Raw genomic sequence first — 15,945 nt, forward strand, 5'->3', positions numbered from 1 at the left:
AAAAATAGTATTTTTAACGCTCAAATAATTAAAAACTTAAGTAATGAAAAAAGGAATCCTAGTTTTGGCCGGAGTTTTCGCAATGACAGTAATGTCTTGTAAAGACAAAGCGGTAGAAAAGGTTAAAGAAGAAAACGTAGAAATAGCAGCCGATCGTGATGCAAAAAATACAGATTTTCCTGTAATGGCTTTTGCCGAAACAGAGCATGATTTTGGAACTATCAATGAAGGAGATGTTGTAGAACATAAATTTGAATTTACAAATACAGGAAAAGCTCCATTAGTAATTGTTAGTGCTAAAGGAAGTTGTGGTTGTACGGTGCCAGAATGGCCAAAAGAGCCAATTGCTCCAGGTGCTACAGGTGAGATGTTAGTTAAGTTTAATTCTAACGGAAAACCAAACCAACAAACAAAACAAGTAACTATTACAGCAAATACAGAAGCTGGAAAAGAAATTATTAAAATAAAAGCGTCAGTGACTCCAAAAGCTAAACCAGCAAGCGGAACACCAGCAGCGGAATAATTTATGGATCAAATACAACAATTTCTTCCCTTTATATTAATTTTTGTAGTGATGTACTTTTTTATGATACGTCCGCAAATGCAAAAGGCAAAGAAAGAAAAAAAGTTTACTGAAGATTTAAAAAAAGGAGATCGAGTTATTACAAAAAGCGGTCTTCATGGAAAAGTATTTGACTTCAGTGAAAAAAACAACGCTGTTATTATAGAAACAGGATCGGGTAAATTAACATATGATAAGTCTGCTATTTCATTAGAGATGAGTCAGAAGTTAAATCAACCGGCAGAGAAGAAGTAATAACTAGCCTACTTGTAAAAAGCGCGATTAAACTGTATGTTTTATCGCGCTTTTTTTATTCAATTATTACGGTAAAAAGAGGTTTTTTTAGCTTTTCATAGTAACAATTCTCTGAGGTAGCGGAGCATCATAGCTTGCTTTACCTAATGCTTCAACAATTTTTTGTCTTGTATCCCAATATACATCCCAGTAATTATCGCATGTAGCATATGGAAGCGCTAATAGCTCAACACCATTAGCTCCTAGGTTATTTACTGCAACTCTAGGTTCTGGTGTTTTCATGACGTTTTCATCGGCTTTGAGAACATCCATTACTATTTGTTTTGCATTTTCTATATTGGTTCCATACTGAATGCCAAAGGGCATGTCTACTCTTAGGTTCCCTATCATTGTTAGGTTGGTAATAGTGCCCGATGTGATCGCCCCATTAGGAATAATCTCGGTCTTGTTTTGAAAAGTTTCAAGAATTGTAACGAATACAGAAATTTCTTTTACAAATCCAAGTTTGCCTCCGGTTTCTATAAGGTCTCCAACTTTAAAAGGTTTAAAGATTAAAAGCATTACGCCTGCAGCCATATGTCCCAAAGATCCATTAAATGCACCACCAATAGCTAGGCCTACTGCTGCCAAAAGTGCTGCAAAAGTAGCTGTAGGAATTCCTACGATACCAGCGATAGAGATGAATAGAAGTACTTTTAGTAAAAAACCAACCAAGGTTACCAAAAAAGGTTTTAATGTGCTGTCTACTTTACTTTTATCAAAAGCTTTCTTAATTGCTTTCATGATTATTTTTACAATCCATAAACCAATAATTAGGGCAACAATTCCCCCAACTATTTTAAGCCCATATTGTCCTACACCTTCTTGTATAGAGTTAAAAAAACCTCCTAATGAATTCATAATAGTTCCTCCTGCCTCTGAAGTTGCAGTAACTGCAGTATCCATAACTTTTTCTGTTGTTTGCATGATTTAATTTTAGTTATTTTTTATTTTTTAAATCTACCATTTCAAAAAAAGGAACTCCAATACTTGATTCTCAAAAAAGTATTAAAACCGCTTAAAGTATAGAAAAATCGATAAATTGTTTTTATTACAATTTTGAATAAAGTAGGTTGTAGTATATTTTTAATACCTATGTCATTGATACGTTAAATTTGTGGGAATACGAATGTCCTTTTTTTTCGATTAATTTATGCTATTAATATGATAAGTAAGTTAATAGCAGTTCGAAGGTATGGTGATATTTATATAGGAACTAGTATATTTTGATACGGTTTGGTGTCGATGAAGCTATTTGTTTAATACTTATAAAATAAATAAAATGAATTTCTTTCAAAAAGAGATAAAGCTCCCTTATTATAAAAGAGGGTTTCATCTTATTACAAATATTATTGTTGCTGAGTTATCGGAAATCTCAAAAATAAAGGTAGGCCAGCTTCATGTGTTTATCAAGCATACCTCTGCAAGCTTAACAATTAATGAGAATGCAGACCCAACTGTAAGACATGATTTTGAGCATCATATGAATGTTATGGTACCCGAAAATGCACCATATTATATCCATACATATGAAGGGCCTGATGATATGCCGGCCCATATTAAGTCATCTTTGATGGGAGCATCAGTTCAAGTACCCATTACAAACGGGCAATTAAATCTAGGTGCCTGGCAAGGTGTTTATCTTTGCGAGCATAGAGATAATGGTGGTTTCAGAAAGTTAGTTCTAACGGCTTTTGGAGAGTGATATTATGTAGTCAAAAACTAATTTTTAACACATGTTGTTTGTTCCTAAAATAAACGATATCCAATTAGGATTCCTCCTTTTAAGAAGCCAATATTGTCATTGTCATCAAGAAAATATCTTCCACCTCCTAAACTGATTTCAAAAACAAATCCGTTTTGACTGGTCCACTTTTGTCCAATGACAAAACCCACACCAATATCAAACCAATTATCGGTACCCAAGCTATTGCTTCCTATACCTACAATATCTGTTTCATTTTCTCCACCTGCAAAACGAACAAGACCTTCTACAAATAATCCGCGTGCTCCAAAATCCTGTTTATTTAGAAAATATTGCCTAAAATATGGGTCGAATGCATATTTCGGAAACACATTATCAGTATCCCCTAAAGATAAGTAAGTTGTAATCCCAGCACCAGAAAATTTATTTATTACATACTCATAGCTAATATCGATACTAGGAGTGGCTAAAATCTCTAGGGCATCAAGCCTAAACTCATGTTTATTTTCATTATTTCCTTCATTTTGTCCTTGTCCTTGATAAAATGATATTACGATACATACTACCGATAAAAAAAACTTTTTCATATTGTGTTTTATATGTTTTCCCAATTTCTTCATTAGAAGAGTATTTCAAACCAAAGATGAAAAAAATAGAATAGGGTTGCTTTATTATTTAGAATATTTTTAAATAAGACTTTTTTCTTTGCTTGCTGTTAATTCTACAATTCTTACAATTACCTCTACAGCTTTTATCATACTTTCTACAGGAACATATTCATATCGCCCATGAAAATTATGCCCTCCGGCAAAAATATTGGGACAAGGTAACCCCATAAAGCTAAGTTGTGAACCATCTGTCCCTCCTCGTATAGGTTTAATAATAGGAGTAATGTCAAGGGATTTCATTGCTTCTTCTGCAATATCAATAATATGCATTACTGGTTCTATCTTTTCGCGCATATTATAATACTGATCCTTTATGTCTACAGTAATTATTTCATTACTATGTCGGCTATTAATTTCTGTCGCAAGTTGATTGATCATTTCTTTTCTAGCCTCAAAATGCTTACGGTCATGATCTCTAATTATATATTGCAATTTTGTTTCTTCGACATCACCTTCTACGGTATGAAGGTGAAAAAAACCTTCTCTTCCTGTGGTGTGCTCCGGTGTTTCTAGTCGAGGTAATGAGCTGATAAAGTCTTGGGCAATATACAAGCTATTGATCATTTTTCCTTTGGCATATCCAGGATGTACAATTTTTCCTTTTATGGTTACTAATGCTCCTGCAGCATTAAAATTTTCATATTCAAGTTCTCCAATTTGACTACCATCCATTGTATATGCCCAGTCGGCACCAAATTTTTGAACATCAAATTTGTGAGCACCTCGTCCTATTTCTTCATCAGGTGTAAATGCAATGCGTATTTTTCCGTGTTTAATTTCGGGATGTTCTATCAGGTATTCCATTGCTGTAATAATTTCGGCAATCCCGGCCTTATCATCTGCACCTAATAGTGTAGTGCCGTCTGTTGTAATTAATGTCTGGCCCTTATATTGTTTAAGGTCTTCAAAATAATCTGGTGATAGGATATGGTTTTCTGAAGCATTTAATACAATATCTTTTCCATCATAATTTTCTATAATTTGAGGGTTTACATTGGCCCCCGTAAAATCAGGAGTTGTATCAAAGTGCGATATAAAACCTATTGTGGGCACGGGTTGATCTACATTAGAAGGAACAGTAGCCATAATATAAGCATGCTCATCAATAGAAACATCTTCAAGCCCAATTTTTTTTAATTCTTCTACTAATTTATTAGCGAGATCCCACTGCTTTTTGGTACTGGGAGTCGTATTACTTTCTGGATCACTTTCTGTATCAATAGTGACGTAACCAATAAATCGATCAATGATGTGTTGTTTCGAAATCATACTCTGAAAATTTTTGTGTCTGAAGAATTCAAAAATACACTTTTATTAGAACCTTGGATAACTTATTTTTGCATAGGAAAAACCATATTTAATGTATAAACTTCTAATACGCCCACTGTTCTTTTTGTTTGACCCCGAAAAAGTACACCATTTTACATTCAGGATGATTCGAGTGTTATGCAAAATCCCTTTGGTATCATCATTATTTAGAACTTTATATCAGATAAATGACCCTCGCTTAGAACGAGAGGTATTTGGTCTTAGGTTTAAGAACCCAGTCGGGTTAGCAGCAGGTTTTGATAAGAATGCTGTTTTGTACAATGAACTTGCGAATTTTGGGTTTGGTTGTATTGAGATTGGTACCGTTACACCAAGAGGTCAAGAAGGGAACCCTAAGCAAAGACTGTTTAGATTAACTTCGGATCATGGGATTATCAATAGAATGGGGTTCAATAATGAAGGACTAGAGGCAGCGATAAGGCAGCTTAAGAAAAATAAAGGAAAGCTCATCATTGGGGGGAACATAGGAAAGAATACAGATACGCAACCAGAATCATATACAGAAGATTATTTACAATGTTTTAATGCCTTGCATCCATATGTTGATTACTTTGTACTGAATGTTAGTTGCCCCAATGTAAATAGTCATGCTAAGCTCAATGATAAAGTATATTTGTTAGAATTAATAGGAGCTGTGCAAAAAGAAAATGCCAAGTTTGATGTTCAAAAACCTATTGTCCTTAAAATAGCTCCTGATCTTAATACAAATCAATTAGATGAAATAATAGAATTAATAGCAGAAACAAATCTAGATGGTGTAATTGCTAGTAATACTTCTGTTTCTAGAGAAGGACTAAAAACCTCGAAAGAGCAACTAGAGAATATTGGTAACGGTGGTTTGAGTGGTTTACCAATACGTGACAAAAGCACGAAAGTAATACAGTATTTGTCAGAAAATAGTAATAAAGCTTTTCCTATTATTGGAGTAGGGGGTATACATAGTGCAGAAGATGCCTTGGTAAAACTTGAAGCTGGGGCCAGTTTAGTACAAATATATACAGGTTTTATCTATGAAGGCCCTCGATTAATTAGAGATATTAATAAGGCTATCCTTCGACAGGGATAAAGTTTGTAATTTCTTAATTGGCAGGTTTGACTTGATTTTTATCCTGTAATCAGTTATTAAGATAATGAATTACGATATTCTTTATACTTTTATTTTGGCGACAGCCCTATTGGCCTGTTCCCCAGGTCCTGATAACATATTTGTGCTCACTCAAAGTGTTGCACACGGTAAAAAATATGGATTAACCATTGTCTCAGGGCTAATGACAGGGTGTTTGATACACACAACTTTTGTTGCTTTGGGTTTTTCTGCTATTATTAGCCAAAGTGAATTGCTTTTTTTTATTATTAAGCTTTTTGGGGTGTTATATTTACTTTTCTTAGCATATAAGGTATTGAGAAGCCAATCGGCTATAGAATTATCAGATGAAAAGAAACAGAAAAAGAAAAAGAAAAAGAAGCTATGGGAATTATTTAAACAAGGTTTTATCATGAACGTATTAAACCCTAAGGTCTCAATATTTTTTTTGGCTTTTTTTCCAGGGTTTTTATTTAATGAAACAATGAGCACAGCTACACAGTTTTATATATTAGGTCTTGTTTTTATTATAGTTTCTTTTATTGTTTTTGGTTTGATTGCAATTTTGGCGGGCCATATTTCGAAATATTTAAGAGGGAATCCTAAAGTTGGAGGAGTTTTAAAGTGGGGACAGATTATTGTTTTTATTGGGATTGCAATTTTTATTCTTTTTTCAGATAAATAATTATATTTTTATACTCAGAACCGTGGACTTTCCAATACGTATTAGGAGTGCTTTAGAAGTGTTTTTTTTTGAAAAAAACATTCATAATTCAGTCGAAAGATATAAATAGAATAGTTTTCAGCTTAACACTGTATAATGATCCAAAATGTAAAGCTTATTGAATGCCCAAGAGATGCGATGCAAGGCATAAGAGAATTTATACCAACACAAAAAAAGGTTCAATACATTCAGTCTTTATTGCGTTGTGGTTTTGATACGATTGATTTTGGGAGTTTTGTTTCTCCTAAAGCAATACCTCAAATGGCGGATACAGCAAAGGTGTTGTCGCAGTTAGATCTTTCTCAGACGAATAGTAAACTACTGTCAATAATTGCGAATGTGAGAGGGGCGACAGATGCTGCGCAATATGAAGCTATTGATTATTTGGGGTACCCTTTTTCAATCTCTGAAAATTTTCAGATGCGTAATACACATAAAACCATAGCCCAATCTGTTACTATTCTAGAAGAAATATTAAATATTGCCGATAAGTCGGGTAAAAAAGTAGTAGCATACCTTTCTATGGGGTTTGGTAATCCCTACGGTGATCCTTGGGATGTAGATATTGTTGGTCAATGGACAGAAAAGTTAGGAGGTATGGGGGTTAAAATACTTTCTCTGTCAGACACAGTTGGGTCTTCTACTCCAGAAATTATTGAGTATTTGTTTTCTAATTTGATACCCAAATATCCACAGATAGAGTTTGGCGCGCATCTTCATACAACTCCGACTACTTGGTTCGAAAAAATAGACGCTGCGTACAAAGCAGGATGTAGACGATTTGATGGCGCAATTCAGGGGTTTGGAGGATGTCCTATGGCAAAAGACGAATTAACCGGTAACATGCCTACAGAAAGATTAGTTTCTTATTTTAATACAATGCAGGCTGATACAAATATAAAATCAATGAGTTTTGAATCTTCATATAATGAAGCAACAAAAATTTTCTCTAAATATCACTAAATAGGGTTCTAGTATTCTCTATGTGCATTTTAATTGATGTTTAAAAAATGATTTAAACCCTTAGATATCAATAAAAACTTTTGTTAAGTTAATTTCTTTTTAAAATTATTTCCAATAGCTTTGTAGTTATGAATGAGTTTTATGAATACGATACAATGATTGCCAGACATTCTACTAATCTGTCTCATGGTACATTGCCCTTAATTTCTTGGGAGTTTTATGCTGAAGATCTTACCTTGGTTGAAAGCCATAAAGAAGATTTTAACGCACTTAAGAAAATCACAAAAGATTGGAGTTTTTATAGGGATTATCACAAAGAGTTGATAGCTAAAAAATCTGTCATCTTAATTACTAATCCTAATCTTACAATTGTATACGCTTCTCAGAATATGATAAAAATGAATGGGTATTCTAATGAAGAGGTTGTTGGGAATTCTCCGAAAATGTTTCAAGGAGAAGATACATGCCCAAAAATGTCTAAAAAGATAAGAAACGCCGTTGATCGTCAAATTCCTTTTGAAGCTTCTTTACTGAATTATAGGAAAGACAATTCTACATATATGTGCGAAATTAAAGGTTTTCCTGTGCATGATAAGAATGGTAAATTAATACATTATATTGCTTTTGAAAAGGTAGCTTAGTAGTTCGCCTTGTTATAAGTTTTAAAGAAATTGTCATTATACCATTACAGACTTTTGAGAGAACTTCATTGCACAAAAATCATTTTTATTAATAAGTCTAATTTTAAATTGTGATAAAAGAATAAGCCTATGTTCAAAAGCACAATTATTTCCTTATTTTAGATATTTAGAAAACGAATAACAGACTATGATAGCAGAAATAGAAAAATTATTAAATGATCAAATTAAATACGAGGCCAAAGCTTCTGCACAATATCTGTCCATGGCAAGTTGGGCAGACACGAATGGATATAATGGAATAGCCGATTTTTTTTACACGCAATCTGAGGAGGAACGTGTACATATGACCAAATTGGTAAAGTTTATTAATGAAAGAAGTGGAACTGCTGTTATACCCGCTATAGAAAAACCAAGAGATGATTTTGAATCGTTAATGCAACTTTTTGAAACTTTTTTAAAAAGTGAAGAGTTCGTAACAGAAAAGATCAATAATGTAATATTTGAGTGTCTTCAGCACAAAGACTACAATGTGCACAATTTTATGCAATGGTATGTAGCAGAGCAACTAGAAGAAGAAGCAATTGCTAGAACGTTGTTGGATAAATTAAAAATTATAGGAGAAGATAAATCAGGTCATTACCTTTTTGATAGAGATATTAACAGTTTTCAGATTGCTGAAGAGCCTAAATAGTTGTTAATAAGTTAATAAAGATTAATTAAAGATTCCTTTTTTAGGAATCTTTTTTTATTATTTTTGTGCTTTATTTAGATTTAATAAAAATTAAAAAAAGTGCAAACCTCAGAAACTCCATCATTATACTCGCCTTGCGCAACTATTAACTGCGAAGTTGCATGTGGGGGCAAGAAGAAAAAGTGCTGTAAAAAGTATAAAAAGAAAGGAAAAAGCAATTGTAAAAGGTGTCCGAAATTATAACTTTTTTAATTTTCTCTTTTTTTTAGTGAAAATATTTTTTTTGAATTCATAGTATTAAGTACTAGATTTACAATACTATGAACAGAATGTATCTACTATATGTATTGTTACTTTTGACAATAACACCAATGGTTTCTCAGGAATGGAATTCTGATTTTGAAGAAGCAAAACAAAAGGCTCAAGAAAGAAACCATTCAATACTACTCTTGTTTTCTGGATCTGATTGGTGTGCTCCCTGTATCAAACTAGAAAAAGAAATATTAAGTACAAAAGAATTTACAGAAAAAGCAAAAGACCATTATGTGCTTATGAAAGCAGATTTTCCTAGAAAGAAAAAGAATCAGTTGCCCGAAGTATTAAAAAATCAAAACGCAAGATTGGCTGAACAATATAATAAGAGTGGTGGTTTTCCGATGGTTGTACTATTGGATCAAGTAGGAACAAAGCTTGGGGAAATAGGCTATAAAAAAGTAAGTCCCAAAGCCTATATAGAACTCCTCAGCGCAATGAAGAAGTAATATTTTGAAATATTATCACACACTTCTTTTACTTTTCATTTTAGGAAATTGCTTTTCTCAGGAATTGCATAAGCGTACACTTGTCTTAATGGGAAGTCGTTTTGATATCACTGTAGTTGCAGAAGACGCTACGATTGCTGATGGCTATATACAAAGTGCCATAAAAGAGATTAAAAGAATAGAAAAATTGATTTCTTCGTGGGATTCAGATTCTCAAACTTCCTTGATTAATGCTAATGCAGGAGTAAAGCCAGTGCACGTGGAAAAGGAACTTTTCGATTTAATAGATAGAGCACTACAAATTTCTCGACTTACTGATGGAGCATTTGATATTAGCTACGCATCAATGGATAAAATTTGGACTTTTGATAGGGCCATGGACTCAAAACCTTCAAGAGAAGAAATTAAGGCATCTGTATCAAAAGTGGGATATAAGAACATACTACTTGATAAAAATAACAATACCGTATTCCTTAGAGAAAAAGGAATGAAAATAGGATTCGGAGGAATAGGAAAGGGCTATGCAGCTGATAAGGCAAAAAAAAAATTGATGGATATAGGAGTCCAAGCAGGAATTATTAATGCTTCGGGTGATATGAATACTTGGGGAAAGCAACCTAATGGTAATGCCTGGAAAGTAGCAATCACCAATCCCCTAAAGAAAGAAAATGCTTTTGCCCTATTACCAGTCTCTGATAAAGCAGTGGTTACCTCTGGCAATTATGAGAAATATGTAGTTTTCGACGGCAAAAGATATAGTCATATTATTGACCCTCGTACAGGATATCCATCTCATGGTATTATTAGTGTTACGGTTTTTGCAGTAAAAGCAGAAATTGCTGATGCGTTAGCAACATCTGTATTTGTAATGGGAGTAGAGGCAGGGTTAGATAGAATCAATCAATTAACAGGCATAGAATGTATTATAATTGATGATGAAGGAGGTATACATACCTCTGATCATATTGATATAGATACAAACTAGAGGTGCTGATAAAAAAAATAATAAGTTATGAATAGACAGGTACTGATATTTTCGATACTGTTACTTTTATTCGGGTCATGTGTTGTGGTAAAAGAATATGAGAAGGTACAACTCAACGATCCAGACATGGAATTGACAGTTAAAAAGTGTGATCGTTTCGAAACAAACTTTCATACGTATCGTGAGTCTGCATCGGGAGCGAATGGAGGAAAAACCGGCGGTGGTTGTGGGTGTAATTAGTCATTTCTCTTTTAAAATCAATAATTTATAAGCGGTTTCATATGTTTTTGAAAAAAATCCCCTTACTCCTCATCGTAGTATCTGTAATTTCTACAGTCGCACAAGAAACTGAAGAAAATAGTACTCAATCATATAAAAAAAGAGTACTAGAATCTACAGAAGTAGACTTTTTGATGAGTTACTACACACAGGATGGAAGCAATGCAGCGGTTACAGGAGGTGTTGGTACCGAAGAGCTTACAGATATCACTCCTACAATTGTGATTGCCGTACCTCTAAGTGATGATGAGGTTTTAACAATAGATGCAGGCATATCGGCATACTCATCTGCTTCTTCTAGTAATGTAAATCCATTTGATGGTAATGGCCCAGCAAACGCTTTTGTAGCTTCTTCAGGAGCTTCTCAAAAAGATGTTTTAACAACAATCTCTGGAAATTATAGTCATAGTAGCGATAATCGCAATAAAATTTGGTCTATGAATGCAGCGGTAGCAACAGAATATGATTATTTTTCTATTGGTTTCGGAGGAAGCTATACCCAATTGTTTAATGAGAAAAACACCGAGTTTAGTATAAAAGCTAATGTTTTTCTTGATACCTGGAATGCAATTTATCCTTCAGAATTAAGGGATCTTTCTACATTTGAGTCTTTTGATGATGAATCTCGTAATTCATATTCGGTAGGTTTTGGTTTCTCTCAGATATTAAGTAAAAAAATGCAAGGCTCCCTTTCTTTAGATATAATTCAACAAACAGGTTTGTTATCAACTCCTTTTCAGAGAGTTCAATTTGCGGATATTACAGATGTTATAATTCAAGAATTCACTTATGGTGATGATATAGAACGATTGCCCGATACTCGATTTAAAACGGCAATAGGAGGAAGGTTGCACTATTATGTTAATGAAATTTTTACTGTGCGTACTTTTTACAGGTATTATGTAGATGATTGGGATGTTAGTTCGCATACTGCAAGTATTGAGATACCCATTAAAATATCAGACCAATTTACTATTTACCCATCATATAGATTCTATACACAAACTCAAGCTACCTATTTTGCTGGATTTAATCAACATCTCTCTACGCAAGAATTTTATACATCAGATTATGATTTGTCTGATTTTAATGGAAATCAATACGGTATTGGAATTAGCTATACAGATATTTTTACAAAATTACACCTTTGGAAATTTGGTTTAAAAAGTATTGACCTACGATTCAGACAATACGAAAGAAGCTCTGGTCTTAGTGCAAGCTTATTTTCTGGAGGAGTTAATTTTGTGATGGATTAATTTTTGATTGAAGGTCAATGTAAATAATGGTCTTATAGTATTCTTTGGTTGTCCTTAATATGTGTGTTGTATGTTTTTTTGCTGTTTTTTGGACCTAATGTTGTGCCATTGGTAATATCCAAAAAAATGGTGATCGCAGATAATCATGAAAAAAATAAAAAAAAACAGTAAATTTATAATCTATTAAATATGAATATTATGCGGTCTAGATGTATAATTACTTTCTTTTTAGGTTTGATTTTTTTTAGTGTACTAACTACAGGAAAGGTTTTTGGGAAAAGTATAGAAATAAAAATTAACGAAAACCCTAAAGAATTAGTTGGTAAATGGATAATGGATGGAGATAAAGAGACCTATATCGATTTGAAGCTAGATGGAACGGCTATTGAAAAATCAATAGGAGAACCATTAAAAAGATATTGGTTTGTAAAAGATAATATGCTTTGTTTAAAAGCAACAGAAATTGATGAAGATTCTGAGAAATGTCTTAATTACAGGTTGCAAGATGATGAACTTACTTTAGTAACCAATAAAATGATGATTCATTACAATAAATCAAAAATAAAAAATGAAGAATAAAATGATTTAAAAAAATACTTTTTTTGGTAATTAATGGTACAAAACTTGTTAGTTAGAATAATAACATAATTCTTTATTATTTAATCAAAGTAAATCAACTTTTAAACGAAAATTAAATAAATTTATACCTTTACAAAAATATATATTATGAAAAAGCCCCAATTTATATCCTTAATCTTATCATTACTGATCATGGTTTTTACACTAACTAGCTTTGGTGTAGTACATTTTGATAGCAGTGTTAATCCTGATAATGACATTGCATATATTGACGTTCAGAATAAATATGGACTTATAGGTACCTGGGTTAAAGATGATGATCCAGAAACATCTATTACATTTAATTCTGATTTTACTGTAGTTGTAAAGTCTAAAGGTACTTCGACTACCAGTAAATGGTCTGTTATAGAAATGGATAGAGAAGTATGCATTGGTGATGAAAAATGCAAGTATTTTGAAGCAAGTGAAGCCAAACTTGTATTTAAAGAAAATAAGGTTAGAATTCAATATTCTAAAGTTCTTCTTTAAAGGAAAGTAGTCGTCGTGTGTTTTCTTTTTGATTAAAAATGAGTTCGAAAGGCCCTCGTCTTTTTGTAAAAAGATGTCATTCTAACGAATCAAAGAATCGATAAAATCAAAAAGATCTGAAAAAATTAGGAACAATTAATTTTAGTATGTTTCCACTGGTATCGAATTGCAAACCAATTTCATTTTTTCACAATTGATATTTTTTAAACTCTCTTTTTTCGATTGGCCTTACATACTAATTGAGAGCATAGAGTTCAATATTTTTCAGATCTTTTAATTAAGCAGCCACTTCTTTAGTAATTGGTTCTTCTATAGTTTCTATAGCTGCCCATTTTGATTTTGTATTAAACTTAATTAATACAGGTCTTTTATTTCTAAGAGTTTCGAGAATAGACTGCGATTCTGTTTCATTATAATAAATAGCTAGGGTGCCATCGGTATGTTGTCTATTTTCGGGTATTGTTTTTTCATTTTTTATGACACCTATGTGTCCTATGTATCGTTTGTATCGGTCATAGAGATGTATAAACCCGTTTTGATATCCGCCACCACCGGCATAATTGCTTACTATTTGAAGGTTAAAAAAAGCTATTTCATTTGAAGTAATCATCGTGATATTTTTTTAAAGACTATTTGTGTTGTTCATTATTCAAAATTATACTTTATCCTACTATAATAATAGAGGCAAATAACTGATTCTATATAGGGGTATTTCCCCGCGTTTTATAAGTATTAGTTCTTTTCATCATATTTTTAGAAGCAATACACAATTAATAGTGGTTTTGGGTCAGGTTTTGTATTTATGATGCCATATTTGGTTTTAGGGTTCATGCAATTAGAAGTATTCAATATGGTATTAATTTCGTTTTTGGACGTATGAGTTCTTTTACTTTGTCTTTATACTTTACTTATTGGTTTTGTTTAAAAAAATAAATCTTGATCACCTTTGTATTCCTTAAAAAAGACTATATTTACACGCAATTAAATTTTAATTGCCATGACAGCACATGATTCCAAAATCGTTGGTGAAGGTTTAACCTATGACGATGTCCTTTTAGTCCCAGCTTTCTCTGAAGTTTTACCAAGAGAAGTAAGTATTCAGACTAATTTTACTAAAAATATTATTCTTAATGTTCCTATTGTTTCTGCCGCTATGGATACGGTTACAGAGAGTCGTATGGCGATAGCTATGGCTCAAGAAGGTGGGATTGGTGTGTTACATAAGAACATGACCATCGAGGAACAGGCAATTAAGGTGCGTAAGGTGAAAAGAGCAGAGAGCGGTATGATTATCGACCCTGTGACACTTCCTATAAATGCTAAAGTAATAGATGCAAAAAATAATATGCGAGAGCATAGTATAGGAGGGATTCCTATTGTTGATGATTCATATAAATTAATTGGGATAGTTACCAATAGAGATCTGCGTTTTGAGAAAAACGATCAGCGTCCTATATCTGAGGTAATGACCAGTGAAAATTTGGTTACAGTAGGCGAGGGAACCTCTTTACAACAGGCAGAAGTTATTTTACAAAATAATAAAATTGAAAAGCTTCCAGTAATCGATGCGGATAATACATTAGTTGGGTTAATTACGTTTAGAGATATAACAAAATTAACACTGAAACCATTGGCCAATAAGGATGAACTAGGACGTCTTAGGGTCGCTGCTGCAATAGGTGTTACAGGAGATGCAATTGAGCGTGCCGAGGCTTTGGTTAATGCAGGAGTAGATGCAGTGGTAATCGATACTGCTCATGGTCATACGAAGGGGGTGGTTACTGTATTGAAAGAGGTGAAATCAAAATTTCCTAAATTAGATGTTGTAGTTGGTAATATTGCTACAGGAGAAGCTGCAAAATATTTGGTAGAAGCTGGAGCAGATGCCGTAAAAGTAGGTATCGGACCAGGTTCTATATGTACTACACGTGTAGTTGCGGGTGTTGGATTTCCGCAATTTTCTGCAGTATTAGAAGTTGCTAATGCAATTAAAGGTTCGGGAGTCCCTGTAATAGCAGATGGAGGAATTCGTTATACAGGAGATATTCCAAAAGCAATTGCTGCAGGAGCAGATACGGTAATGCTAGGTTCACTTTTAGCCGGAACAAAGGAATCACCGGGAGAAACAATAATTTATGAAGGCCGAAAATTTAAAACATATCGAGGTATGGGATCTGTAGAGGCTATGAAAAAAGGATCAAAAGATCGATATTTTCAGGATGTTGAGGATGACATTAAAAAATTAGTTCCTGAAGGAATTGTTGGTAGGGTGGCATATAAAGGAGATTTGATAGAAAGTATACATCAGTTTATTGGCGGACTTAGAGCTGGTATGGGATACTGTGGTGCAAAAGATATCCAAGCGCTCAAAGATACTGGACGATTTGTGAAAATTACAGCTAGTGGTATTAATGAGAGCCATCCACACGATGTGACCATTACCAAAGAAGCACCTAATTATAGTAGGTAAGTAAGCGGAAAGCTGTTATAAAATATAATCAAAAAAAGACCTGCAAAACTATGCAGGTCTTTTTTTGATTAACGATCAAGAGTAGGATTACTCTATTACAAGCTTAGAAGCCTGTTTTGATCCATCAAGAAAAGTAACGATCAATAAGTATAATCCTGATGATTGATTATTAATACTTACTTTATTTCCACTTTCTAATGGGATTTCTTTTGATTGGCCCACCATATCAAAAATCTTAACAGATAAGATGGTGCTTTTGGTTACAATAGAAACTTGAGAACCTATGGTGGCGGGATTAGGATATATTTCGGATACGGCATTGATACTTGCCTTATTGTATCCTTGAAAACGTTCTCTACTAGCTAGCCACTCCATATCCCATCGTACTCCTGTTAATAAACATCCTTCGGCTCCTTGGTCAACTCT

20 protein-coding genes are annotated in these 15,945 nt (G+C 33.3%); 15 read left to right on the forward strand and 5 right to left on the reverse strand.

Annotated features, from left to right (window positions below; all coding sequences use genetic code 11):
• Nucleotides 1-43 precede the first annotated feature (43 nt).
• Both DZ60_RS0119085 and yajC read left to right on the forward strand, forming a co-directional pair.
• A complete protein-coding gene (locus DZ60_RS0119085) occupies nucleotides 44-523 on the forward strand; it encodes a DUF1573 domain-containing protein (protein WP_025743621.1) in 480 nt (159 codons plus the stop codon).
• Between the two features lie 3 nt (nucleotides 524-526).
• Nucleotides 527-817 carry a preprotein translocase subunit YajC gene (gene yajC / locus DZ60_RS0119090; protein WP_025743622.1) on the forward strand — a complete coding sequence of 97 codons (291 nt, stop codon included), beginning with the start codon at nucleotides 527-529 and terminating at the stop codon, nucleotides 815-817.
• Between the two features lie 87 nt (nucleotides 818-904).
• On the opposite strand, the gene DZ60_RS0119095 is transcribed toward yajC, so the two are convergent.
• Nucleotides 905-1,783 (reverse strand): mechanosensitive ion channel family protein, encoded by an 879-nt coding sequence (locus DZ60_RS0119095; RefSeq protein ID WP_241448761.1) that lies wholly within the window; start codon nucleotides 1,781-1,783, stop codon nucleotides 905-907.
• Nucleotides 1,784-2,138: 355 nt separating this feature from the next.
• On the opposite strand from DZ60_RS0119095, the gene DZ60_RS0119100 reads away from it, so the two are divergent.
• Nucleotides 2,139-2,561, forward strand: coding sequence for a secondary thiamine-phosphate synthase enzyme YjbQ (locus DZ60_RS0119100; RefSeq protein WP_025743624.1), 423 nt, complete (start codon nucleotides 2,139-2,141; stop codon nucleotides 2,559-2,561).
• Nucleotides 2,562-2,605: 44 nt separating this feature from the next.
• Here DZ60_RS0119100 and DZ60_RS0119105 read toward each other — a convergent pair whose 3' ends face one another.
• Both DZ60_RS0119105 and pepT read right to left on the reverse strand, forming a co-directional pair.
• On the reverse strand, nucleotides 2,606-3,148 hold the full coding sequence (locus DZ60_RS0119105; RefSeq protein WP_025743625.1) for a hypothetical protein: 543 nt from the start codon (nucleotides 3,146-3,148) through the stop codon (nucleotides 2,606-2,608).
• A 99-nt stretch (nucleotides 3,149-3,247) separates the two neighbouring features.
• Nucleotides 3,248-4,498 carry a peptidase T gene (pepT, locus tag DZ60_RS0119110; protein WP_025743626.1) on the reverse strand — a complete coding sequence of 417 codons (1,251 nt, stop codon included), beginning with the start codon at nucleotides 4,496-4,498 and terminating at the stop codon, nucleotides 3,248-3,250.
• Between the two features lie 91 nt (nucleotides 4,499-4,589).
• On the opposite strand from pepT, the gene DZ60_RS0119115 reads away from it, so the two are divergent.
• The 11 genes from DZ60_RS0119115 (at nucleotide 4,590) to DZ60_RS0119165 (ending at nucleotide 13,049) form a co-directional block, all read left to right on the forward strand.
• On the forward strand, nucleotides 4,590-5,624 hold the full coding sequence (locus DZ60_RS0119115) for a quinone-dependent dihydroorotate dehydrogenase (RefSeq protein ID WP_025743627.1): 1,035 nt from the start codon (nucleotides 4,590-4,592) through the stop codon (nucleotides 5,622-5,624).
• 64 nt (nucleotides 5,625-5,688) lie between these two features.
• On the forward strand, nucleotides 5,689-6,327 hold the full coding sequence (locus tag DZ60_RS0119120; RefSeq protein WP_025743628.1) for a LysE family translocator: 639 nt from the start codon (nucleotides 5,689-5,691) through the stop codon (nucleotides 6,325-6,327).
• 135 nt (nucleotides 6,328-6,462) lie between these two features.
• Nucleotides 6,463-7,329, forward strand: a complete 867-nt coding sequence (locus tag DZ60_RS0119125) for a hydroxymethylglutaryl-CoA lyase (RefSeq protein WP_034230172.1) — start codon at nucleotides 6,463-6,465, stop codon at nucleotides 7,327-7,329.
• A gap of 128 nt (nucleotides 7,330-7,457) precedes the next feature.
• Complete coding sequence (locus DZ60_RS0119130; RefSeq protein WP_025743630.1) at nucleotides 7,458-7,970, forward strand: PAS domain-containing protein; 513 nt, start codon at nucleotides 7,458-7,460, stop codon at nucleotides 7,968-7,970.
• Between the two features lie 187 nt (nucleotides 7,971-8,157).
• A complete protein-coding gene (locus DZ60_RS0119135) occupies nucleotides 8,158-8,661 on the forward strand; it encodes a ferritin (protein ID WP_025743631.1) in 504 nt (167 codons plus the stop codon).
• Nucleotides 8,662-8,990: 329 nt separating this feature from the next.
• Nucleotides 8,991-9,422 carry a thioredoxin family protein gene (locus DZ60_RS0119140; protein ID WP_316929902.1) on the forward strand — a complete coding sequence of 144 codons (432 nt, stop codon included), beginning with the start codon at nucleotides 8,991-8,993 and terminating at the stop codon, nucleotides 9,420-9,422.
• A gap of 4 nt (nucleotides 9,423-9,426) precedes the next feature.
• Complete coding sequence (locus DZ60_RS0119145; protein ID WP_034230174.1) at nucleotides 9,427-10,407, forward strand: FAD:protein FMN transferase; 981 nt, start codon at nucleotides 9,427-9,429, stop codon at nucleotides 10,405-10,407.
• A 27-nt stretch (nucleotides 10,408-10,434) separates the two neighbouring features.
• On the forward strand, nucleotides 10,435-10,647 hold the full coding sequence (locus DZ60_RS0119150) for a DUF4266 domain-containing protein (protein ID WP_025743634.1): 213 nt from the start codon (nucleotides 10,435-10,437) through the stop codon (nucleotides 10,645-10,647).
• 41 nt (nucleotides 10,648-10,688) lie between these two features.
• Nucleotides 10,689-11,942, forward strand: coding sequence for a DUF3570 domain-containing protein (locus DZ60_RS0119155; protein ID WP_025743635.1), 1,254 nt, complete (start codon nucleotides 10,689-10,691; stop codon nucleotides 11,940-11,942).
• 198 nt (nucleotides 11,943-12,140) lie between these two features.
• Nucleotides 12,141-12,521, forward strand: coding sequence for a hypothetical protein (locus DZ60_RS0119160; RefSeq protein ID WP_152537475.1), 381 nt, complete (start codon nucleotides 12,141-12,143; stop codon nucleotides 12,519-12,521).
• 147 nt (nucleotides 12,522-12,668) lie between these two features.
• Nucleotides 12,669-13,049: a hypothetical protein gene (locus DZ60_RS0119165; RefSeq protein ID WP_025743637.1), complete on the forward strand. Its 381-nt coding sequence runs from the start codon at nucleotides 12,669-12,671 to the stop codon at nucleotides 13,047-13,049.
• Between the two features lie 277 nt (nucleotides 13,050-13,326).
• On the opposite strand, the gene DZ60_RS0119170 is transcribed toward DZ60_RS0119165, so the two are convergent.
• Nucleotides 13,327-13,659, reverse strand: coding sequence for a hypothetical protein (locus DZ60_RS0119170; RefSeq protein ID WP_025743638.1), 333 nt, complete (start codon nucleotides 13,657-13,659; stop codon nucleotides 13,327-13,329).
• 387 nt (nucleotides 13,660-14,046) lie between these two features.
• On the opposite strand from DZ60_RS0119170, the gene guaB reads away from it, so the two are divergent.
• Nucleotides 14,047-15,519: an IMP dehydrogenase gene (gene guaB / locus DZ60_RS0119175; RefSeq protein WP_025743639.1), complete on the forward strand. Its 1,473-nt coding sequence runs from the start codon at nucleotides 14,047-14,049 to the stop codon at nucleotides 15,517-15,519.
• 87 nt (nucleotides 15,520-15,606) lie between these two features.
• Here the strand turns inward: guaB and DZ60_RS23460 are convergent.
• Nucleotides 15,607-15,945 (reverse strand): T9SS type A sorting domain-containing protein (locus DZ60_RS23460; RefSeq protein ID WP_034230176.1); only part of this gene is annotated, 339 nt, incomplete at its 5' end.

It is taken from the genome of Aquimarina pacifica, from assembly GCF_000520955.1.
In the GTDB taxonomy this organism is placed as follows: domain Bacteria; phylum Bacteroidota; class Bacteroidia; order Flavobacteriales; family Flavobacteriaceae; genus Aquimarina; species Aquimarina pacifica.